Here is a 22,074-nt window from a genome sequence, read left to right on the forward strand (position 1 = left end):
CTTTGGCGGCATCCATGCCGCCAAAGGTCCCGCGACGGTAGGCGGGCAAGGACCAGTGAAGAGGGTCGGTGTGTTGGTTTTCAACAAGCGATCGATCAACGTGCCGGTGCGGTGTCCTTACCGCTTGCCGGACCCTGTGGCGGCATGGATGCCGCCACGGAGCGTCCAAGGATGGATTCACAGCGTGTCCTGCGAGCGGTGAGGGCACCGCATCCCCGACGCACCAGGCATTTGACGGCATCCAAGAGGCGGTATGTCTCGACGTCTCTGTGCTTCTGAGCCTAGTGACCACAGTGGGTGTCTCAGTCGCGCACTGCTACGGCTGCGGTTTCGCTGCAGGGTCCTTGCCCGCCCACCATCGCGGGACACACTGCAAGTACGTCCATGTAAGCTCTTTGGCGGCATCCATGCCGCCAAAGGTCCCGCGACGGTAGGCGGGCAAGGACCAGTGAAGAGGGTCGGTGTGTTGGGTTTTCAATAAAGCGGCCAGCACACTGTCTGGTGCGGTGTTCTTACCGCTTGCGGGACCCTGTGGCGGCACGGATGCTGCCACGGAGCGTCCAAGGATGGATTTACAGCGTGTCCCGCGAGCGGTGAGGGCGCCGCGCGCTCGACCAACTGTGGCGGTTTGGGTGCCCAACGGAGCCATCGAGCGATGGAGGCACGCCGTGTCTCGTAAGAGCTGAGGGCGGCACACCAAGGCCAACAAAAATCCGTCCCGTCAGCCGCTTTCAGTCCAACACGTTCAGCCCAACGAATACACGGTATTGATCACGCTCGATGCCATCGAAGCGCGCGGTGGACGAGCCATATCACTTAGATGACCAAGCCGCAGCATTGGTACGCAGGATGCTGGAGTTAAAGGATTTCGGTGGATTGTTCAGAGCTTCGCTGAACCTTACTCAGGGTGTCGAGCCGACGACGCGGCCTGTATAAGGCCAACCGCCGAGCTGCGAGGTCTTCCCTGGAATCGAGCCGCGCCGCGGTACGGCGTCGGCTCGACAGTGCTCACTTGGTCTGACTTCCCGCGCGTTTGAAATACGCCGTGCGCATCATCGGGTTGCCGTCCTTGAAGTACGCTTCAATCTCGGTCATCACCTTGCCGTCGGCGCTGACCGTATAGGTGCGGGTAGATGCCGGCACGCCTTGGTACATCAACTGCATCACCAGCACGCCGGGCTCGGGCATTTTGACTGCGGCACGATCGACCAGGTAAGTGCCGGATGCCTTGCCCGGCGTGCCGTCCAGCAACAGCGTGGATTGCGCCTGCAGCGTCTTGTCGTCGTGTTCGACGATCTCGGCGCTGGTGGACCACTTGTTGCCCGGAATCTGTTTGAACTCGAGGACGACACGTTTGGGCCTTACCGCCGCTGGCATCGGCAGGATGCCGATATCCAGCAGCCAGGTTCCAACCAGTGGCGATGGCGCGGTTGGCGCGGAGACGGCGGGTGTGGCTTGCAACACGACGGCAGCCACCAGTGCAATACATGCGGTCTTCATGAGAACTCCCTTATCGATATGTGATCCCTGCGGGCAGTCAGGCGACTGCTTGCAAGGCATTGCGCGTAGAGATCGACTTCTCGTAGACCGTCCCACTCCGGCCCGAGGGCGATACTCACCGCTGCCCGGTGGTGAGTCAACTGACGGCACATGGAGTCGGCAGCCCTTGCTTGCCTCGCGCATCGTTGGCGATGCAATCATGATCGCTTACCCGCGACTCAATCGAAATGGATGACGTAATGCGGGCAATGACTGCGCTGCTTGCGCAGGCGGCAGTGTGAGTGCTTGGCGATACAGTTGCGCCGACACCTTGCATCGCTGCGGGTCCGACCATGCAGCCCAATCGATCGGATGCTGCGCCGAATCGATTGCCTCCCAAAACGGTTTGTTGCGGCGCAAGCGCGCTGCGCGATCTTCTGCGTCGGACACCGCGTGTTGCGGTGCCTGTGTTGCGGTGCTGGCGATCAGGTCGGCAAGCAGGCCAGGTACGCGTGCACGCGTTTCCTTGTTCTGTAGGCGTTCGCCGTTGTCCAGCAACGTGTTGCGGTTTGGATATACCAGCGAAGCCATCCAGCAAAGAGGGCGCTGAGTGTCCCGTTAGCGCTGCGAGCATCTCGCCCTACACCTGCGAACAAACCATCCCGTTAGCCGCTTTCAGCTCAAAGACTTCAGCCCAACGAACGCGCGGTATTGATCACGTTGATGCCATCGAAGCGTGCGGTGGCTGAACCATGCGACACCGCCGACACTTGGCTGGGTTGCCCCTTGCCATCGAAGAACGAGCCGCCCAACCGGAAGTCGCGCGCGTCGCAGACCGCGCTGCAGGCGTTCCAGAATTCCGGCGTGCGGATCTGGTAAGCACCGTCTTCCACCAACCGCGTGACCTGGCCGTTTTCGATCTCGTAGAACAGCTGTCCACCGAACTGTGCGTTGTAGCGCTGCTGATCGATCGAGTACGAACCGCGTCCATGGATGTATAGCCCGCGCTCGACGTTCTTGATCATGTCCGCCACCGCCAGCGGCGTCTTGCCCGCTGCCAGCGACACGTTGGGCATGCGCTGGAACTGCACGTTGGACCACGAATCGGCGTAGCTGCAGCCGTCGGAGGCGGTTTTTCCGAGCAGATGCGCCTGATCGCGCGTGCATTGGTAATCGACCAGGATGCCGTCCTTCACCAAGTCCCATTGCTTGGTCTTGACGCCCTCATCGTCGTAGCCCACTGCACCCAGGCTGCCTGGCTGCGTCTTGTCGGCGACAAAGGTCACCGCGTCGCTACCCCAGCGGAACTTCGCATCGCGCTTATCCAGCGTGGCGAAACTGGTGCCGGCGTAATTGGCCTCATAGCCCAGCACACGATCGAGCTCGAGCGGGTGGCCCACTGATTCGTGGATGGTGAGAAACAGATTGCTCGGGTCGATCACCAGATCGTACTTGCCGGCCTTCACCGACGGCGCAGTGAGCTTGGCGCGCGCCTGCTTTGCGGCGGCAATGGCGTCTTCGCGCGCATCGTAGCTGTTTCCATAACCGACCAGCCCGCCAGGCAGTGCGTGCTTCTCGCGCGCATCGCCATCCAGATACTCATACCCCATGCCCATCGGCGCGGACAGCCCGTCGCGGGTGCGGAATTTGCCGCTGGCCTTGTCCACCGCGGTCACGGTGAAGGGTAGCCACAGCCGGTGCACATCCTGGTCGATATAGGAGCCATCGCTGCTGGCGAAATACTTCTGCTCGTTGATCGCAAACATGCGCGAGGCCACGAAGGTGGCGCCGGCGTTGAGCGCGGCAGCGTTGACCTCCATCAGCAGCGCGACTTTGTCTTGCAGCGGCACTTCCATCGCGTTTTTCTTGATCGGTGTCTTCCAACTGACCTGCCCGGCCGGCGTCACCGGCGCCAGCTGCACCGGCGTGCCGCCCAGCCGCGCATTGGCCTTGGCAATCGCCACCGCCTGCCGCGTGGCGGTGGCCACACCATCGCTGGTTAGCGTATTGGTCGCCGCAAAGCCCCACGCACCCTCGGCAAGCACGCGCACGCCTACGCCACTGGATTCGGCATTGACCACGTTCTCCACCTGCGCCTCGCGAGTGATCACGAACTGGCGCAGATACCGGCCCACGCGCACATCGCAATAGCTGGCACCGGCCGCCTTGGCCGTGGTCAGCGCGGTATCGGACAGGCGTCGGTTGCGTGCCGCATCCACCGGGCTGAGCAATTGTTCGGCAGCGATCAGCCGCGTATGCGGCAGCAGCAACCCGGCTGCACCGATGCCGGACAAGGTGAGGAAGGTACGACGGTCCACAGCGGTTCTCCGTTGAAGGCGAGCGGCACGACTCCCCGCCGCGCCAGCCCCCGAGACTGGCTGGTGCGGGCGATGGCGGTCAAGGGGGCAGCGCAGGCATCGCGCCTGGCAGCTTCACCTGCAGCGCCGTCATGTCCGTCGCGTATACCCTGGGTTCCAGGCCATGCGCCATGGCGGGCTTAGCGTGCAGGTAGAGCCCGCAATCGCCGGTCCAACAGATAGCCCAGCAGGCCGCCGATGGCGATGGGCAGCAGCGCATAGATCGGGATGAAGATCAGCGCCAGCGCCGACTGCGCGTCGGCACGCAGATCCAGCGTGGCGTGCGCCCAGGCCAACGCACCGAAGCCAAGCAGGCACGGCATGAGCAGCGCGACCGCCCGCCGGTACGCAAAACTGATCGCCAGCAGCGCCCCCCAGGCGATTGCGTTGAATCCGCCCAACAACAGCCACCCGCCCCAACCGGTGTCGGTGTATTGCCGCAACCAGTCCATGCCATACGGCAGTCGCACCGCGTACGGAAGTACCAAGCCAACAACAACCAGCAGGCAACGGGCAGTGCGCATACGCATCGGTAAAGCTCGGTTGGCGCGGCGGGAGTGCGAGCGCGCCAATACTTGTGGATGGATGCGCGTGCGTCAACGTCCCCTGGCATGCAACGAGCGGCAGTCCTTTCGCGTTGCAGAGCGCACTGTGTTTCGTTAAGACGCACGCCATGTCGTTGCGCGGGCGGTACCCGGCGCTGCAGGAAAGTGCTGTAGTGCTGCGTACCGTGCACGTGCTATTGGCGCGGACAATGACATCGTCTTCGCACGCTGCAACTGCGCGTCCTAGCGCAGTTTCCTGGGGTACTGATACAGCCAGCTGGCTATTGCAGCCCAAAGGGCAATGGCGGCGAAAAACAATCTCGCAATCCTCTCCGAATAGGTAATCTCAGGCAGATAGCCAAGCAGAAACAGGCAATAACCGACGATCGCTGCACTGCCGCCCGACCAGTGCGGCAGTGCGCGGACGTGCGTGCTTCAGCCAAGGAAGCAGGTGCAGTGCGGGCACGGCCAGAACCAAAAATGCAGGCAAGCCCAGGATGAACGAAAGGAGAGGAAAGATAGAAAGAAAAAGATCTCCATCGCCATGTCCGCTGTAAACCGCCAACACAATGAACAAGATGATGCCGCTGAAAACGACGCGGTAAGGCAGGCGTAAATCGATATGACAAGAATCTTGAAGCTCGCTTTCGCCACCCCTGCCAGGACCAGCAGGAGCGCCCTGCGATCAAACGCCCACGTCATGCCGGCTGAGTCGCAGCGAAGGTCGCATTCGAGATCAATATGCCAGTTCTCCAACGCATATGAGGTCGCCGTCATCAAGCCTGCAATGCACATCCTGCCTGGGGCAGAGCAGATCACCTGCACGCGCGCTGTGAATGTCCACAAGTGCAGATCCACCTTGTGCGTACGTGTACACAACGTAGTTGGGTTTCTTGCCTGTCTCAAATAGCAGGCCCTTCCAGGAACCGGCATAGGGCTCGAGGCGAGCGACACCTGCGCTTGTGTAGGTAGCCAGGCCTCTGCGGTCATTGGCACAGTTGCGATCTATTACCAACCAATACGCCACTGCTGGCGACAAGCCTCAAGACACCCGCACCAGGCGGGTGTCTTGACTAAACCAGGCCTTGTCCGTGGCCAAGCCGAAACTTGGCCTCACGCCTTATCCGCATCCAGGTGATACCGCGTGGCCTGCGCCACTTCATTCTTCGAGCCCAGGAACACCGGCACGCGCTGGTGCAGTTGTGTGGGCTGGATGTCCAGGATGCGTTCGCGCCCGGTGGTGGCCGCGCCGCCGGCTTGTTCCACCAGCATGCTCATCGGGTTGGCTTCGTACATCAGGCGCAGCTTGCCGGGCTTGGTGGCGTCCTTCTTGTCCCAGGGGTAGATGAAGATGCCGCCGCGGGTAAGGATGCGGTGCACGTCGGCGACCATGCTGGCGATCCAGCGCATGTTGAAGTCCTTGCCGCGGGTGCCGTCCTTGCCGGCCAGCAAATCGCCTACATAGGCCTGCATCGCCGGTTCCCAGTGGCGCTGGTTGGACATGTTGATGGCGTATTCGGCGGTGTCTTCGGGCACGCGCATATTGGCCTGGGTCAGCAGGAAGCTGCCTTCTTCGCGCTCCAGGGTGAAGGCGTGGGTGCCGTGGCCGAGCGTGAGCACCAGCATGGTGCTGGGGCCGTAGATGCAGTAGCCGGCGGCGACTTGTTGGGTGCCCGGCTGCAGGAAGTGTTCGTCGCCGGGCTTTTCGGTGCCCTTGGGCGCGCGCAGTACCGAGAAAATGGTGCCGACCGAGACGTTGACGTCGATGTTGGAGCTGCCATCGAGCGGGTCGAACAGCAGCAGGAAATCGCCGCTGGGGTATTGGTCGGGCACCGGCTGGCTGTGGTCCATTTCTTCGGAGGCGCATGCGGCCAGGTGGCCGCCCCAGGCATTGGCTTCGAGCAGGATGTCGTTGCTCAGCACGTCGAGCTTCTTCTGCGCCTCGCCCTGCACGTTGCCGGTGCCGGCATCGCCAAGCACGCCGCCCAGCGCGCCCTTACTCACGGCGATGGAAATGCGCTTGCAGGCACGCGAGACGATGGTGATCAGCTGGCGCAATTCCGCATCGATACGGCCGGCGTGTTGTTCTTCGATCAGGAAGCGGGTCAGCGAGGGACGCGACATGGGGGCGGGCAGCCTGTGTAGGAAGTGGGCCGCCATTGTCGCCATTGCGCCGTTAGATTTCGATCACTTGCTGCGCGTTTCGGAGCGCGGTTGATCGAACATGTGCGAATGGGGGGCTGCGATGGTTGCGCTGCGCTTGCCCCCATCCGCCCTTCGGGCACCTTCCCCCGCGGGCGGGGGAAGGGAGCAGGCAGTGCGCGTTGCCCGTCGATAGCGTGGCTGCTCCCGTGCATGCGGGGCTGGCGGGCGCAGCGCCTGTCGTCGCCCCCAGCTTGTGCCTTTGGCAAACGACGGCGTCGGGCCTGGAGCGCGTCGCCGCCCTGTCACGTGCATTGTCTGCGGTGGGCTGTGGAGCGCGTCGTGTGGCCGCAGGCCTGCCAAAGGCTCTGCTGCGCGGGCATAAAAAAACCGGGAGGCTTGCGCGCTCCCGGTACTTGCGTTGCGTAGATCGACCGATGCGGTCAACCGCATCGGTGGCTGCTTACATCCGGCTGACGGTCGCCACGGCCTGGGCCACGTAGTCCAGATTGCGCTGGCTCAATGCGGCCACGCAGATGCGGCCGGTGCCCACGGCGTAGATGGCGAACTCGTCGCGTAGGCGGTCCACTTGCGACCTGGTCAGGCCCGAGTACGAGAACATGCCGGCCTGGTGCTGGATGAACTCAAATTCCGGCGAGCCCAACGTGGCCAGCCGCTCGACCAGACCGGCGCGCAGGGCGTGGATGCGCTCGCGCATTTCGGTCAATTCCTGTTCCCACACATCGCGCAGTTCCGGGCTGGTCAGCACGCCGGCCACCAGTGCGGCGCCATGCGTGGACGGGCTGGAATAGATGGTGCGGATGATGCGCTTGACCTGCGACTGCACGGCCTTGGCTTCGGCGGCAGTGGCCGAGACCACCGACAGCGCGCCCACGCGCTCGCCATACAGCGAGAACGACTTGGAATACGAGCTGGCCACCACGTAGCTGTCGATGCCTTCGGCAGCGAGCAGGCGCACCGCGTAGGCATCGGCCTCGATGCCCTTGTCGAAGCCCTGGTAGGCGATGTCCACGAACGGGAACAGGTTGCGTTCCTTCAACAGGCCGGCGACCTGCTTCCACTGGTCCTTGGTCAGGTCCGCGCCAGTGGGGTTGTGGCAGCAGGCGTGCAGCAGCACCACCGTGCCCGGTTCGAGTTTTGCCAGATCGGCGAGCATGCCGTCGAAATTCAGGCCGTGGGTCGCTGCATCGAAGTAGGTGTAATCCACGACCTCGAAGCCGGCCGCGCCGAACACCGCGCGGTGGTTTTCCCAGCTCGGGTTGCTGATGGCGATGGTGGAGGTGGGCAGCAACTTCTTGAGCAGGTCTGCGCCAACGCGCAGCGCACCGCTGCCGCCGACGGTCTGCGAGGTCGCCACGCGCCCGGAGGCCACCAGTGCCGATTCGGCACCGAACAGCAGCTCCTGGGTGGCCTTGTCGTAGGCAGCCAGGCCGTCGATGGGCAGATAGCCGCGCGGTTTGGCTTCCTGCGCGAGCTGCTGCTCGATCTTGTGCACGGCGCGCAGCAGCGGGATGCGGCCGTTTTCGTCGTAATAGATACCCACGCCCAGATTGACCTTGTTGGGGCGGCTATCGGCGTTGTAGGCCTCGGTCAGGCCCAGGATGGGGTCGCCTGGAACCTGTTCTACGTTTGCAAAGAAGGACACGGCATGACTCACTGAAGGACGAAAGAGTGGGGTACTTCCGGATCGTTGGCCGCTGCTGGGCCAAACCACTTCATCGTAGCAGGGCGTGGCGGGCGTAGCATGCTTCGTTCCGCACGCAACGATACGGCCACAGGACGGATGAGGGACACTACGCGTATGCCCAGACTCACCTTGTTGGCCGCCGCGTGCGGCGTGTTCGTTGCGAGCGCCGTTGCGCCCGCCCTGGCCGCCGAGCCCACACCCCAGCTGCTGCCAGCCGTGCAGGTGGATGCCGCGCGCGTGCACGGGGTGGACGACTTCGACCTGCCGGCCTCGTTCACCGTGGTGTCGGCCGACGACGACAACCGCCGCGGCGCGCAGGTGTCCGAGCTGCTGGACGGCATCCCCGGGCTGGTGGCGCGCGACCGCCAGAACTACGCGCAGGACACCCAGCTGTCGATCCGCGGCTTCGGTGCGCGCTCCACCTTCGGCGTACGCGGCGTGCGCCTGCTGGTGGACGGCATCCCGGCGAGCATGCCCGATGGTCAAGGCCAGTTGTCGCACTTCAACGTGCTGGGTGCCGAGCGGGTGGAAGTGCTGCGCGGGCCGTTTTCGGCGCTGTACGGCAACTCTTCCGGCGGCGTACTGCAACTGTGGAGCGCCGATGGCAAGCCGGATGATCCATGGCGGCTGCGTGCCACCTACGGCAGCAATGCCACCGTCAATGTAGGCGCGCAGTTGCTCGGCCAGCAGGGCGCGGTGCACTACAACCTGGCCGCCAATCACTTCGAAACCGATGGCTTCCGCGACCATAGCCGTGCCAAGCGCGACTCGGTCAACGCCAAGCTCGGTTTCGACCTGGCGCCCGGCAGCCGGCTGGATCTGGTGCTCAATTATCTCGACGCGCCCGATGCGCAGGACCCGCTGGGTCTGACCCGCGCGCAATTCAACGCCGACCCGCGCCAGGCCACATCGGTGGCCACGCAGTTCAATACCCGCAAATCGGTGCGTCAATCGCAGGCCGGGGCGATCTTCACCCAGCAATTCGACAGCCAGACGCTGCGGCTGATGGCCTATGGCGGCCAGCGCAGCGTGGAGCAGTTTCTGGCGGTGCCGGTGGCGGTGCAGCGCAACCCGCTGCACGCCGGTGGCGTGATCGATCTGGACAGCAATTACGAAGGCGCCGACGCGCGCTGGGCGTGGCAGGGGCAGGCGCTGGGCCGGCCCCTGCAGCTCACCGTGGGCGCGAACGTCGATCGCCAACGGCAGCACCGCACCGGCTACGAAAACTTCGTCGGCGCCACGTTGGGCGTGCAGGGCGCGCTGCGCCGCAATCAGCGCGACCAGGTCGAAAACGTGGACCAGTTTGCGCAGGCCTGGTGGCAGTGGAGCGACCGCTGGTCGGCATTGCTGGGCGTGCGGCATAGCCAGGTGCGTTTCAAGTCGGACGACCACTACATCGTGGGCCGCAATCCCGACGATAGCGGGCGGCGCGATTATTCGGCCACCACGCCGGTGGGCGGCATCGTGTTCCGCGCCACCGACGATCTGCGTTTTTACGCCTCCGCCGGACGCGGCTTCGAAACACCCACCTTCAACGAGCTGGGCTATCGCAACGATGGCGCCGCCGGTCTGGCGCTGGATCTGGGCTCGGCCACGAGCCGCAATTACGAAGTCGGTAGCAAGTGGCGCGCGCAGAGCGGCGCGGCGCTGCAGGTGGCGTTGTTTCGCGCCGACACCGACGACGAACTGGCGGTGGCCAGCAACACCAACGGCCGCAGCACCTTCCGCAACATCGGCGCCACCCGCCGCCAGGGCGCGGAGCTGAGTTGGCAGCAACCGCTGGGCGCCACCCAGCAAGTGCAGCTGGCTTACACCTTTGTCGACGCCACCGTGCGCGATGGCTATCTCACCTGCGCCAGCAGCGGTTGCGCCACGCCCACCGCACCGGTGGCCAGCGGCTCGCGCCTGCCCGGCGTGCCACGCCAGCAATTGTTCGCGCGCTGGCAGTGGCAGCCTGCGCAGTGGCAGTTCGCCGCCGAAACGGTGGCTTCCGACGCCACCGTGGCCAACGACCTGGCCACCGAACGCGCGCCCGGCTATGCGTTGGTCAATCTGGAAGCCTCGCGCCGCTGGACCACTGCGCAGGGTGCGGTGCGTACGTTTGCACGCATCGACAACGCGCTGGACCGGCAGTACGTGGGCTCGGTGATCGTCAACGACGGCAACGGGCGTTATTACGAGCCGGGCCCGGATCGCACGTATACGGTGGGGCTGCAGTGGGATTTTGGTGGCTGAGCAGGCCGCAGGCGGTGGGCGTCCAACAACGCGCCCGCTGCCCCGTAGGAGCGCACCCGGGCGCGACGAAGCCGTCCCGATGACACGCCTCGCTACGCGGCTGCAACAGCAACGGGTAGAGGCATCTCCAGTAAAACGCCAGGCCACACCATGCGCGTCATCGATCACGCCCCCGCAGACTGGTTTCTCCTGCGCGAGGACAGCCGCTACTGGCTGGACATCAACTGCACGATGTCGGCCACCGGCTTCTCGATCCTGCTGCCGTTGAATGCAACAGAGCTCGCCGATGTGTTAGTGGACGCGCACGCCGCCTGCGCGCAACTGGCGGCGCAGGTACAAGCCAGACCACACGCCTATGCTGTGCGCGATAGCAGCGCCCTGCATGGCAACCGCGTGCTTGCGGCAGTGCAGGCATGGCGCGCCGCAGGCTCCACGACGGCGGCTTGAAGTCGCGTCGCGCCATGCGAAGAAGACTGTCGTCACTCAACACGTGCGTGATAGTTTGGGCCACTCATTCACTGCAAGGAGCGCAACGATGACAGCCTGGAAGCAAGCATTGGTTTTTTCGGCGACGGTGGCGTGTCTGCTGGCCTGCAATGTGGCCAGGGCAGACCATATGGACATGCGCATCGTGCACGACTACCCCGCCGGTGCCCCGGCCATCGCACAGATCCATGCCTGGCTGCTGCAGCAACCCAGGCCGAGCGGTCAAACCAGGCAGATGCCGCCGCAGGCCGCTGCCGATTTGGGCACTGTTCGCGTCAGCACCGTCCTTTTCGACAGGCCCATGGGCACACGCATCGATGCAGCCACCGCGGCACTGCCCCTGCCGTCGCAAGGCCGCCCGCGCGATGAAGTCACCATCGATGCGTGCAACGCCGGTCAGCGTTATCGCTGGGTCTATGTATGGCAGCAGACGCCGGCTGCTGCATGGCAGTTGCGCTCCTACCATCAAAAAAGCGTCGCCGACTGCAAGGCACCGCTGGACGAGCCGATGCCGTCGGGGACACACACAACCACGCGTTGACCCTGGCGACAGTGCCCGCACGCCGATATCAACGTCACGCTGCCATCGGTATTGCCGCCACACGCGCTCTTTACTGCCTGTCGATCGTCGCCTTACGCCTGTAGGCGATGATGCGCTGCAATGCATTTGAGCGGGAAAACCAGCATTTCTGCATAGCGGGAAATGACGCAGCGCAACAGCGCCTGACATGACATTGCGCTAGCACTTGCAGGGGTATACACGTTCGCATCGGACCACGCTGCCAGGAGACCATGATGAACGCGCTTGCCTCAACCAAACCGCTCAATACCGACCCGCAGTCCATCTTCAAATCGCGCTACGACAACTTCATCGGCGGTGCATGGGTTGCGCCGCACGGCGGCCAGTACTTCGACAACACCACGCCGATCAGCGGCAAGGTGTTTACTTCGATTGCGCGCTCCACCGCGCCGGATATCGAGGCGGCGCTGGATGCTGCGCACGCGGCAAAAGAGGCCTGGGGCAAGACCTCCACCACCGATCGCTCCAATGTGCTGCTCAAGATCGCCGACCGCATCGAGCAGAATCTCGAATTGCTGGCCTATGCCGAAACCTGGGACAACGGCAAACCGGTGCGCGAAACGCTCAATGCCGATGTGCCGCTGTGCGTGGATCACTTCCGTTATTTTGCCGGCGCGATCCGGGCGCAGGAAGGCGGCATTTCCGAGATCGACAGCGACACCATCGCCTACCATTTCCACGAGCCGCTCGGCGTGGTGGGGCAGATCATTCCGTGGAATTTCCCGTTGCTGATGGCGTGCTGGAAACTGGCGCCTGCACTGGCCGCCGGTAACTGCGTGGTGATGAAGCCGGCCGAACAGACGCCGGCGTCGATCCTGGTGTTGATGGAAGTCATCGGCGATCTGCTACCGCCCGGCGTGCTCAACGTGGTCAATGGCTTTGGGTTGGAGGCTGGCAAGCCGCTGGCCAGCAACCCGCGCATCGCCAAGATCGCCTTCACCGGCGAAACCACCACCGGCCGGCTGATCATGCAGTACGCCAGCCAGAACCTGATTCCGGTGACGCTGGAGCTGGGCGGCAAATCGCCCAATATCTTCTTTGCCGATGTGATGGCCGAAGACGATGATTTCCTCGACAAGGCGGTGGAAGGTTTTGTGCTGTTTGCCTTCAATCAGGGCGAGGTATGCACCTGCCCCTCGCGCGCGCTGATCCAGGAATCGATCTACGACAAGTTCATGGAAAAAGCGCTCAAGCGCGTAGCCGCAATCAAGCAGGGCAACCCGCTCGATCCCAACACCATGGTTGGCGCGCAGGCATCGAGCGAGCAGCTGGAAAAGATCCTGTCGTACATCGACATCGGCAGACAGGAAGGTGCCGAAGTGTTGATCGGTGGCGAGCGCAACACGCTCGATGGCGAGCTGGCCGAGGGCTTCTACGTCAAGCCCACGGTGTTCAAGGGCCACAACAAGATGCGTGTGTTCCAGGAAGAAATCTTCGGGCCGGTGGTGTCGGTGACCACCTTCAAGGACGAAGCCGAGGCGCTGGCGATTGCCAACGATACGCTTTACGGCCTGGGCGCTGGCGTGTGGAGTCGCGATGCGTCGCGGTTGTACCGCATGGGCCGCGCGATCCAGGCCGGCCGCGTGTGGACCAACTGCTATCACGCCTATCCCGCGCATGCCGCGTTCGGTGGCTACAAGCAGTCGGGTATCGGCCGCGAAAACCACAAGATGATGCTCGACCACTACCAGCAAACCAAGAACCTGCTGGTGAGCTATTCGCCGAAGGCGCTGGGGTTTTTCTGAGCCATCCGGGCGCACAGGCAACGCGACTTGCCTGTGCGTCAGCTGCATGCGCCACGCGATGCGTGCAGTACGGCACGGAGGCCGCCGAGTTGCCGGACACGACACCCGCAACGACGTGCCGCGCGTATGCGCGCTCGCTTGATCCAGGGGCGTAACGCGCCACAGATTGCGGCCCCAGGCGGCCGTGGGAGAGAAACTATGCAAGCTGCTGCCGAAACCGACTTGCCATTGCAGGTCATGGCCACGCTGCCAGCATTACAGCTGATCGACACACTGCGTGCGCGGCACGGCGATCTGCTGTTCCATCAATCCGGTGGGTGTTGCGATGGCTCGTCGCCGATGTGCTTTGCGGTGGGCGACTTCATCGTTGGCGATCGCGACGTGCTGCTGGGCGAGATCGGTGGCGCGTCGTTCTACATCAGCGCGCCGCAATTCGAGTACTGGAAGCACACCCAGCTGATCATCGATGTGGTGCCGGGCCGTGGTGGCATGTTCTCGCTGGAAAATGGCGAAGGCGTGCGATTTCTGGTGCGCTCGCGGCTCTTCAGTGATGACGAATTCCGCCGCCTGCAGGCGGCGGGGCGGGCCTAGCACCGCCAGACTTGCCCCGCGACCGCGACCGCGCCGGTGTCAGTGCTCGGGTGCCGGTGTGCTGCCCGGCGTCTTGGCAGGGGTGTCGTCATCGGCCGGGATCAAGCGGCCTGGTGCATCGCCTGCACCGCGATCCTCATACTGCTCGGCATCGCGCTTGCCGTGCTGTTCGCCCGGTTGGGTGGGTAGGTCGCGTAAGGGGTCGCGGGACATGGCGCCGCTCCTGGTGTCTGGATGGGCTGCCAGTTCAGCGCGTGCGCGGTGAAGGGCACGCAAATTGCACGATATAAGCGGATTTCTCACGTCTGGATCACGGCAGCGGCGCTACTGATGTGGGCCCTCAATGCTGCACCGTGGAGCAGACCATGCGCCCCCAGGACCGCCGTCCCGACCGTCGCCTGTTCAGTGCGCAGGTGGAGCCTGCCGCGGCCAAGCGGACCCATCGCAAGCGACCACAAGTCGATGCAGTCGGTGTGGCGCAGGACTTCCAGTGCTACAGCCTGGCCGATTACCAGCGGCGCCGCCGCCGGGGCGGGCCCACCTGGCGCGATCTGTCGCCGGCCTATGCGTTCGCCCGCCTGACCCACGCTGCAGACTGGCCGCGCGGCAATGATGCGCACTGCGAGCAGGCGCTGGCGGCGCAGTGGGACAGCATGCGCGGCAACTCGCGCCTGGACTGGCCGCATGCGCGCACCATCGTCGAAGACGCGTGGCTGGCGCTGGATCATATTCCCGAGGCAGCCATCCACGGAGCGGCGCACTGATGGCACGACCGATCTGGACCGGAACCCTGTCGTTCGGCCTGCTCAACGTGCCGGTGGCGTTGATGTCCGGCGAACGCAAGGTGGACCTGCATTTCCGCATGCTCGACTCGCGCGACAAGAAGCCGATCCGCTTCGAGCGCGTCAACGCCGATACTGGCGATGAAGTGCCGTGGAAGGAAATCGTCAAGGCATTCGAGTACGACAAGGGCAGCTACGTCATCGTCGAAGAGCAGGACATCCGCTCGGCGTCGCCGGAAAGCCACGAGACGGTGGAGGTGGAAACCTTTGTCGATGCGGCCGACATCGACCCGCGCTATTTCGAAAAGCCCTACATCCTGGTGCCAGGCAAGAAGGCCGAAAAAGGCTATGTGCTGCTGCGCGAAACGCTACGCGACACCGGCAAGGTGGGTATTGCCAAGGTGGTGATCCGCACCCGCGAATACCTGGCCGCGGTGATGCCGCAGGGTGATGCGTTGATCCTGTTGCTGCTGCGCTATCAACAGGAAGTGGTGGACCCGCAGGACTTCAAATTGCCGGCCGGTGCGGTGGGTGAGTACCGCATCACGCCCAAGGAACAGGAGATGGCCAGGCAGTTGATCGAGTCGATGTCCGGCACCTGGCAGCCGGAGGACTATCACGACGAATTCCGCGGCAAGCTCGAGAAGATCCTGCGCAAGCGCATCCAGGAAAAGGGCGGCACCACGCAGGTGGAGGTGGAGCCCACCCAGCATGAAGACGCCACCACCAACGTGGTGGATTTCATGTCTTTGCTGCAGAAAAGCCTGCAGGCCAATACGCGCACACCAGCCAAGAAGACCGGCAGCGCTAGCGCGAACGCAGCGCCGGCCAAGAAGGCCGCAACCAAGAAGGTCGCCAAAAAAGCCACCAAGAAGACGGCGAGCAAGGCGACCAAGAAAACCGCTGCAAAAGCCGCGCCGCGCCGCAAGGCCGGCTAGCCGATGGGCCGGAACGACCACGCTACCAAGCGCAGATCCAAGCAGGTCAACTGGCGCATGCGGGCACTGGAGTTGGACGGCGCACGCGATGCGCCGTGTCCGACCGAATTGCGCGCGCAGCTCACGCTGTTGCGCGAGCAGGCCCCAGACGGCGATGGATGGCTGCACGAAATCAAATGGGATGGGTATCGCCTGCTGGCCGACCTGGTCGATGGCCGTGTGCAACTGCGCTCGCGTAACGATCAGGCATGGACCGAGCGCTTCCCGGAGGTAGTGAGCGCGCTGCAGGCGTTGCCGGTGCGCGACGCGCGGCTGGATGGTGAGCTGGTGGTGCTGGATGCGCAGGGACGTAGCGATTTCTCCGCATTGCAACGGGCGCTGGATGGCAGCGTGCGGCAGCCGCTGCGCTATCTCGTGTTCGATCTGCTCGGTCTGGCCGGCGTCGATCTGCGCGACACGCCGCTGCTGCAGCGCAAACAGCTGCTGCGTGCACTGCTTGGCGACACCCCGGGCACATTGGCCTACAGCGACCATGTGATCGGGCGCGGGCCGGAGGTGTTCGCGGCCAGTGCCGACAAGGGCTGGGAAGGCATCGTCAGCAAGCGCGCCGAAGCGGCGTATCACGGCGGCCGCGGTGCGGATTGGGTCAAGACCAAGCACGAAGACAGCGACGAGTTTGTGGTGGTGGGATACACAGATCCCAAGGGCACGCGCAGCGGCTTCGGTGCGTTGCTGCTTGCGCAACTGGACGGCAAGGCGCTGCGTTACGTGGGCCGCGTGGGCACCGGTTTCGATGATGCATTGTTGGGCAAGATCACCACGCAACTGCGTGCGCTGCACAGCGACACCGCCACGTTGGAACTGCCATCGCATCTGCCGGGCCGTCCGCGCGATGTGCATTGGGTGCGGCCGGCGCTGATCGCCGAAGTGGCATTCCGTGGCTGGGCCAAGCAAGGGCTGTTGCGGCAAGCTGCGTTCAAGCGCTTACGGCAGGACAAACCCATGACCGATCTGGGTGGCGACCGCGCTGCACCCGCCAAGCGCGCGACCAAGACACGCACTGAAGCAGCTAAATCGAGCGTGGCGACGCGGGAGAACGCGAGCAAAAAAGTCTCCAGGACCACGAGCAGCGTTGCGAGCACACGCACACGTGCTGGCGAGGCGGCGTCCAAGAGCAGGACATCCGTAGCGTCGAGCGTCACCAGCACTGCATCGGCCACGGCGAAGAAGACAGCGGCGGCGCTGCCCACCGACGGCGTCACCATCACCCATCCCGAGCGCGTGGTGTTTCCCGCGCGGGGCATCAGCAAGGGCGAGGTGGCGGCCTACTACCGCGCCGTCGCGCCGCTGGTGTTGCTGGAGGTCGCGCGCCGGCCGCTGTCGTTGCTGCGCTGCCCCGATGGCGTGGGTGGCGACTGCTTCTTCCAGAAGCACCAGGGTCGGCAACTGGGCGCGCATATCGAGGCGATTGCGCTCAAGCAGAAAAGTGGCACTGAGGAGTATTTGTATATCGAGGATGCAGCCGGCTTGCTCGAGCTGGTGCAGATGAACACGCTGGAGCTGCATCCGTGGGGGTCGTGCATCGACGACCCGGAGCATCCGGACCGCCTGGTGTTTGATCTGGATCCGGGCGAACAGGTCGCCTGGTCCGCCGTGGTGGCTGCCGCGCGCGACATCCGCAACAAGCTGCGCGCGGCAGGACTGGAAAGCGCAGTGCGCTTATCCGGCGGCAAGGGGCTGCATGTCGTCGTGCCGATCGTGCCGGATGCCAGCTGGGAGCAGGCGCGCGATTTCTGTGACGCATTCGCGCAGGCGCTGGCCACGCAGGCACCGGAGCGTTACGTGGCCACCATGAGCAAGGCCAAGCGGCATGGGGTGATCTTTATCGACTGGCTGCGCAACGGCCGCGGCAACACCAGCGTGTGTTCGTGGTCGCTGCGCGCGCGCGAAAAGGCCACCGTCGCCGTACCGCTGCACTGGGAAGAGCTCGGCAAGATCAGCGGGCCGGATGCGTTTCCGATCGACAAGGCCGTGCAACGTGCCAAGCGTCAGCGTGTGGACCCGTGGGCGGAAGTGCTGGCAGTGAAGCAACGGTTGCCGACAGGCGAGGGCAAGCGCTAACGATCGACACGACGGCTGCGCAGTCGCTACGCAGAAGCAGTACGGCGTAGGAGATACGCGTACTTCCCGATGTCGAAGCATCGTGCCCGCTCAAGCAAAGAACTGCAGCCGCTCTAGCCGGCTGAGAGAAAAGGCGCGGAGCGATGGCAGACAACGCCGCCATTGCTTATTGCCCGGCATGCACCCAGCAAAACCAATGCGGCCAAGCGCTTTTACCGATTCCCGATTCTCCATTCCCGATTCAAGGCGACACAGCGTTCTCGCGCGTCACCCGGCTCAACGCATCGCTGCTGATCTCGGCAATCGAATGCGTGCCGGTCAGCGTCATCGCCACGCGCATTTCCTTCTCGATCAAGGTCAGCAAATTCTCTACACCGGCCTGGCCGCGGGCCGCCAGCGCGTAGACGAATGCGCGGCCCAACAACACCGCATCGGCACCGAGCGCGAGCATGCGCACCACATCCAGCCCACTGCGGATGCCCGAGTCGGCCAGGATCTTGAGCTGCCCTTTCACCGCATCGGCAATGGCCGGCAACGCGCGTGCGCTGGACAGCACGCCATCGAGCTGACGTCCACCGTGGTTGGACACCACGATGCCGTCGGCGCCGAAGCGCACCGCATCGCGCGCATCGTCCGGGTCCAGGATTCCCTTGATCACCATCGGCCCGGTCCAGAACTCGCGGATCCATTCCAGGTCTTTCCACGCAATCGACGGGTCGAAGTTGGCGCCGAGCCAGCCGATGTAGTCCTGCAAGCCGGTGGGGCTGCCGCGATAGGCCGAGATGTTGCCCAGATCATGCGGTTTGCCGAGCAGGCCCACGTCCCACGCCCAGCGCGGATGCGTCACCGCCTGCAGCATCCGCCGCAGCGATGCATTGGGCCCGCTCATGCCCGAGTGCGCATCGCGGTAGCGCGCGCCCGGTGTGGGCATGTCCACGGTGAATACCAACGTGGTGACGCCGGCCGCTTTGGCGCGCTCTAGCGCATTGCGCATGAAGCCGCGGTCCTTGAGCACATACAGCTGGAACCACATCGGCCGGCTGATGGCCGGCGCCACTTCTTCGATCGGGCACACCGACACCGTGGAGAGGGTGAACGGGATCCCGCGCGCGGCCGCTGCACGTGCGGCCTGCACTTCGCCGCGCCGCGCATACATGCCGGTGAGCCCGACCGGTGCCAAAGCCACTGGCATCGCCAGGGTTTCGCCGAACAGCTCGGTGCTCAGGCTCAGGTCGGACATGTTGCGCAGCACCCGCTGGCGCAGCGCGATATCGGCCAGATCCGAGACATTGCGCCGCAGCGTGTGCTCGGCGTAGGCGCCACCATCGATGTAATGGAACAGGAACGGCGGCAAGCGCGCCTGCGCGGCGGCACGGTAATCGGAAGCGGCAGAGATGATCATCGAAGACGGACGACAGCTGCGGGGTAGCCGTCGAGTGTAAGACCATCGGTGTGTTGCGGGGATGGGCGGCGCGTCTGTTGGTAGCAACGCGTGTCTTACAACGGCCACGCTGTTCGTCAGTGTGGTGATGGCCTTGCCGTTCGCAACGCGCCACGCGTCGCTCGATAGATCAGGTTGTCAGCGGTCATAGGGCGCAAGCGCGGCCAGGTCCTCCGTCGCGCTACGCAGCCGCCACAAAATTCCCATGGAATCCCAGCGGAATCGCGTAAGGCAGCCATGCCTGCGCGATCGGCCCGGCATCGATGTGCTGTGCGTCCAGCACCATCAACCCGGTGCGTGCGCGCTGGGTGTCGAGCACCGTTCCCACCAGCCAGCCCTGGTCCGGGCGCGTGCTGCCGGGCTTGGCGACGAACACATGTTCTTCGGCCAGCACATGCGGGCCGTAGCGGTGCACCTGGCGGCGGTCGCGTTCCAGGTCGTAGCCGGCCACTGCGTTGAGAAATGGCGACTGGTTCGGGCCATCGATGCACGGCGCATACAGACGTGCGCCCTGCGTGCGTGGGGTGCGGTGGTCGAACAGCGGCAGTTCCAGGTTATCCACCGGATGCACCTGCCAGTGCGCGCGGCCGCTGGCCAGGTCCAGATGCAGGCTGCGTAGCTGCACCGCTGCCGGCTTGGCGTTCGGGTCGCCGTGCATGGCCGCGCGCATCGGCGAGCGGGCTTCTTCCGGATCGGTGTGCACGATGGCGCGCACCACGATGCGGTCCTGCTGCGCGTAGGCATCGGCAAAGTGATAGGCCACCGCAAAGTCGGCCTCGAACCAGCGCGGTTGGTCCAGAGCATCCTTGGGCACCACCGCAATACGGCACGGCGCGTCCGGGGTGAAGCGCATTTGCTCGAAGAACGCGCCGTCGCCGTCCAGCCGCCGATACGGCGCCATGACCAGGATCAGATGGCGATCGGTCATCGCAAAGCTGTGCATGTAAGCGGGCGCGTCGGTCTGCAGCAGCTGCACGTTGCGCAACGTGGCATCGGCGCCCAGGTGCCAGAGCACCACGCCGGTGGAGCCCACCACGCTGATCGAGCCGACATTCCAGACGCTGCCATCGTGGTCGGTCAATGGATGCGCAGAAAACGGCATCGCCGCCAGATCCTCGCGCCAGGTGACCGGGCCGATGGTGCTTAGCGCATCGGGGTCCAGTTCGATCGCCGAGCCGGCTTCCCATAGCGCGAACAGGCGGCCATTGAGCATCGTGACCGAGATGTTGGCGGTGTTGACGTCGTCGTTGTTGCGCGCCGGCTGCATGTCCGGCACGGAAGTGCCGGCTGCGCGATACAGAAAGCGCCCGGCCTGCTGCTCCTGGGTGAACTTGTGGGTGGCCACCATGCGTCCGCGGTGCTGCACCTGCCCACCGCCCAGCTGCCAGCGGTGCACCATGCCGTCGCCGTCGAACCAGTGTTCGTAGCGAAACCCGGCGCGCTCGGTCCAGGCCGGGCCATTGCGATACAGGCTGCCTGCCAACCCCTCGGGCAGTGCGCCCTGCAGCGTTGCGGTGGCCGGCCCCAGGGTGGGGCTGGTGACGCTACGCCAGCCCAGCAACCACGGCGTGCGCTGCAACTGCGCCTGGAATGCGGCCGCTTCTGCAGCGTGTGCAGGCAGGCTGCGCAAGGCAAAGCCGCCCAGCGCAGCGCTGCCGGTGGCGGCCAGTAACGATTGCAGGAAGCGGCGGCGGTGCATGCATGGCTCCTTTCGCGCGTGGGCCTCAGCGCATCTGCACGCTGAGGCGTTTGCCGCTGGCCGGCAGGTCGAAGACGATCTCGTCGAAGCCGGGTTTACGCATGCCGGTGGGGTTGTTGCTGAAGCCGTAGCCTTCCACCGGCATGCCGATCAGGTTGGTGTCCAGCTTGCCGTTGGCGTTTTCGTCGTGATTGACCATCACCGCGTAGCGCCCGGGGGCCAGATTCTTGAACTGGATATGCGGTGCGCTGCCGGTGATCGGCACCGTCTGCGCCTGCACCGGGGGTTGGGCGTTGTCCAGTTGCGCGGCGGTGGCGATCACCGCAATCCGTAACTGGCCCTGTTGCGAGCGCAGGCCGCTGATGCCCACGTCCAGATCGGCGGCGTTGACGGCAGCGCTGCCAAGCAGGCTGACCAAGGCGACAACAGCGTAAGTGCGGGCAAGCATGCAACTCTCCTGGCAACGATGGGGGATGCGGCGCGCGCAGCCCGATGGTACGCAGCGCGCCAACCCGGCAGCGGTGGCGGCCGTCGCAGATCGGCCGATGCGGCAGCGACACCAGACAGTGCGGCACTGCTCCTGCGTGCATGTGGCGCAGGCCGAACCGGTGTGCGAGCGCGCGAAGCCCTGCAGCGTTGCAGGCGCTGCTGCCAACTCACCACACCAGCGGCAGCAAGCGACGGCTCTGCGCGGCATAGGCCGGGTAGGCAACCGGGAAGGCGCGTTGCAGTGCGGCTTCTTCGACCCGGATGCGATGCAGGAACGCCAACGTCACCGGCACCACGATCGCCACCACCGACAACGCATTGCCCATGCCCAGCGCTAGTCCGTAGAAGGCCATCAGCGCGCCGGTATAGGACGGGTGACGCAGCAGGCGATACGGCCCGCTGCGCACCAGTTGGTGGTCTGGCTGGATGGTCACATCCACCGTGAACCAGCGTGCCAGCACCTGGATGGCCCACACCCGCAGCGCCAACCCGCCGCCGATCAAGGCGCAGCCGGCCCACTGCAGCGGCGCGTGCCAGCTCTGCGGCCAATGCGCCAGCCCGCTATAGGCCACCGCCACCGCAATGGCCACCGCCGCATACAGCACCCGCCACAGCTGCTGCAGCGTGCCCTGATCGTGCGCGCCGCCATCGCTGGCGCGGCGACGGCGGCTGAGCAGCACTTCATAGCCGCCCCAGATCAGATTGAGTGCGAGAAACAGACTGGACGCAGACATGG

The 22,074-nt window shown here is 64.6% G+C and carries 19 protein-coding genes; 8 read left to right on the plus strand and 11 right to left on the minus strand.

All coding sequences use genetic code 11. From position 1 onward, the window contains the following. Positions 1-1,008 precede the first annotated feature (1,008 nt). The 6 genes from ABQU90_RS10495 to ABQU90_RS10520 form a co-directional block, all read right to left on the minus strand. Entirely contained in the window at positions 1,009-1,476 is a 468-nt protein-coding gene (locus ABQU90_RS10495; RefSeq protein ID WP_323521133.1) for a LuxR family transcriptional regulator, read from the minus strand. A gap of 692 nt (positions 1,477-2,168) precedes the next feature. Continuing rightward, on the minus strand, positions 2,169-3,797 hold the full coding sequence (locus tag ABQU90_RS10500) for a TldD/PmbA family protein (RefSeq protein ID WP_323520906.1): 1,629 nt from the start codon (positions 3,795-3,797) through the stop codon (positions 2,169-2,171). A 179-nt stretch (positions 3,798-3,976) separates the two neighbouring features. Further along, entirely contained in the window at positions 3,977-4,366 is a 390-nt protein-coding gene (locus tag ABQU90_RS10505; protein ID WP_115560847.1) for a hypothetical protein, read from the minus strand. Between the two features lie 361 nt (positions 4,367-4,727). Then, positions 4,728-4,958: a hypothetical protein gene (locus ABQU90_RS10510; RefSeq protein ID WP_323520907.1), complete on the minus strand. Its 231-nt coding sequence runs from the start codon at positions 4,956-4,958 to the stop codon at positions 4,728-4,730. Between the two features lie 536 nt (positions 4,959-5,494). After that, on the minus strand, positions 5,495-6,505 hold the full coding sequence (locus ABQU90_RS10515; RefSeq protein ID WP_115552470.1) for a class 1 fructose-bisphosphatase: 1,011 nt from the start codon (positions 6,503-6,505) through the stop codon (positions 5,495-5,497). A 481-nt stretch (positions 6,506-6,986) separates the two neighbouring features. After that, positions 6,987-8,189, minus strand: coding sequence for an amino acid aminotransferase (locus ABQU90_RS10520; protein ID WP_323518224.1), 1,203 nt, complete (start codon positions 8,187-8,189; stop codon positions 6,987-6,989). A 156-nt stretch (positions 8,190-8,345) separates the two neighbouring features. Between ABQU90_RS10520 and ABQU90_RS10525 the strand changes: the two genes are divergently transcribed. The 5 genes from ABQU90_RS10525 (at position 8,346) to ABQU90_RS10545 (ending at position 13,868) form a co-directional block, all read left to right on the plus strand. Continuing rightward, entirely contained in the window at positions 8,346-10,466 is a 2,121-nt protein-coding gene (locus ABQU90_RS10525; RefSeq protein ID WP_323520908.1) for a TonB-dependent receptor family protein, read from the plus strand. 150 nt (positions 10,467-10,616) lie between these two features. Further along, positions 10,617-10,913 (plus strand): hypothetical protein, encoded by a 297-nt coding sequence (locus tag ABQU90_RS10530; RefSeq protein ID WP_323520909.1) that lies wholly within the window; start codon positions 10,617-10,619, stop codon positions 10,911-10,913. Positions 10,914-11,001: 88 nt separating this feature from the next. Next, on the plus strand, positions 11,002-11,493 hold the full coding sequence (locus tag ABQU90_RS10535) for a hypothetical protein (protein WP_323520910.1): 492 nt from the start codon (positions 11,002-11,004) through the stop codon (positions 11,491-11,493). Positions 11,494-11,747: 254 nt separating this feature from the next. Next, positions 11,748-13,277 (plus strand): aldehyde dehydrogenase, encoded by a 1,530-nt coding sequence (gene adh, locus ABQU90_RS10540; protein ID WP_055852878.1) that lies wholly within the window; start codon positions 11,748-11,750, stop codon positions 13,275-13,277. A gap of 198 nt (positions 13,278-13,475) precedes the next feature. Next, positions 13,476-13,868: a DUF779 domain-containing protein gene (locus tag ABQU90_RS10545; RefSeq protein WP_316689866.1), complete on the plus strand. Its 393-nt coding sequence runs from the start codon at positions 13,476-13,478 to the stop codon at positions 13,866-13,868. Positions 13,869-13,907: 39 nt separating this feature from the next. On the opposite strand, the gene ABQU90_RS10550 is transcribed toward ABQU90_RS10545, so the two are convergent. Continuing rightward, positions 13,908-14,081, minus strand: coding sequence for a hypothetical protein (locus ABQU90_RS10550; protein WP_323520911.1), 174 nt, complete (start codon positions 14,079-14,081; stop codon positions 13,908-13,910). A gap of 152 nt (positions 14,082-14,233) precedes the next feature. On the opposite strand from ABQU90_RS10550, the gene ABQU90_RS10555 reads away from it, so the two are divergent. The 3 genes from ABQU90_RS10555 to ligD are packed head-to-tail and all read left to right on the plus strand — an operon-like array spanning position 14,234 to position 17,709. Further along, positions 14,234-14,632: a hypothetical protein gene (locus ABQU90_RS10555; protein ID WP_323520912.1), complete on the plus strand. Its 399-nt coding sequence runs from the start codon at positions 14,234-14,236 to the stop codon at positions 14,630-14,632. Further along, a complete protein-coding gene (ku, locus tag ABQU90_RS10560) occupies positions 14,632-15,588 on the plus strand; it encodes a non-homologous end joining protein Ku (RefSeq protein WP_311238077.1) in 957 nt (318 codons plus the stop codon). The genes ABQU90_RS10555 and ku overlap by 1 nt, the downstream gene beginning before the upstream one ends. Before the next feature lie 3 nt (positions 15,589-15,591). Beyond that, positions 15,592-17,709: a DNA ligase D gene (ligD, locus tag ABQU90_RS10565; protein ID WP_323520913.1), complete on the plus strand. Its 2,118-nt coding sequence runs from the start codon at positions 15,592-15,594 to the stop codon at positions 17,707-17,709. A gap of 241 nt (positions 17,710-17,950) precedes the next feature. On the opposite strand, the gene lldD is transcribed toward ligD, so the two are convergent. The 4 genes from lldD to ABQU90_RS10585 form a co-directional block, all read right to left on the minus strand. After that, positions 17,951-19,111, minus strand: coding sequence for an FMN-dependent L-lactate dehydrogenase LldD (gene lldD, locus ABQU90_RS10570; protein WP_323520914.1), 1,161 nt, complete (start codon positions 19,109-19,111; stop codon positions 17,951-17,953). 220 nt (positions 19,112-19,331) lie between these two features. After that, on the minus strand, positions 19,332-20,849 hold the full coding sequence (locus ABQU90_RS10575) for a carotenoid oxygenase family protein (protein ID WP_323520915.1): 1,518 nt from the start codon (positions 20,847-20,849) through the stop codon (positions 19,332-19,334). A gap of 25 nt (positions 20,850-20,874) precedes the next feature. Beyond that, complete coding sequence (locus tag ABQU90_RS10580; protein WP_236699297.1) at positions 20,875-21,297, minus strand: DUF2141 domain-containing protein; 423 nt, start codon at positions 21,295-21,297, stop codon at positions 20,875-20,877. Between the two features lie 208 nt (positions 21,298-21,505). Further along, on the minus strand, positions 21,506-22,072 hold the full coding sequence (locus tag ABQU90_RS10585; protein ID WP_323520916.1) for a methyltransferase family protein: 567 nt from the start codon (positions 22,070-22,072) through the stop codon (positions 21,506-21,508). Positions 22,073-22,074 lie beyond the last annotated feature (2 nt).

It is taken from the genome of Xanthomonas sp. WHRI 10207, assembly GCF_040202975.1.
Taxonomy (GTDB): Bacteria; Pseudomonadota; Gammaproteobacteria; order Xanthomonadales; family Xanthomonadaceae; genus Xanthomonas.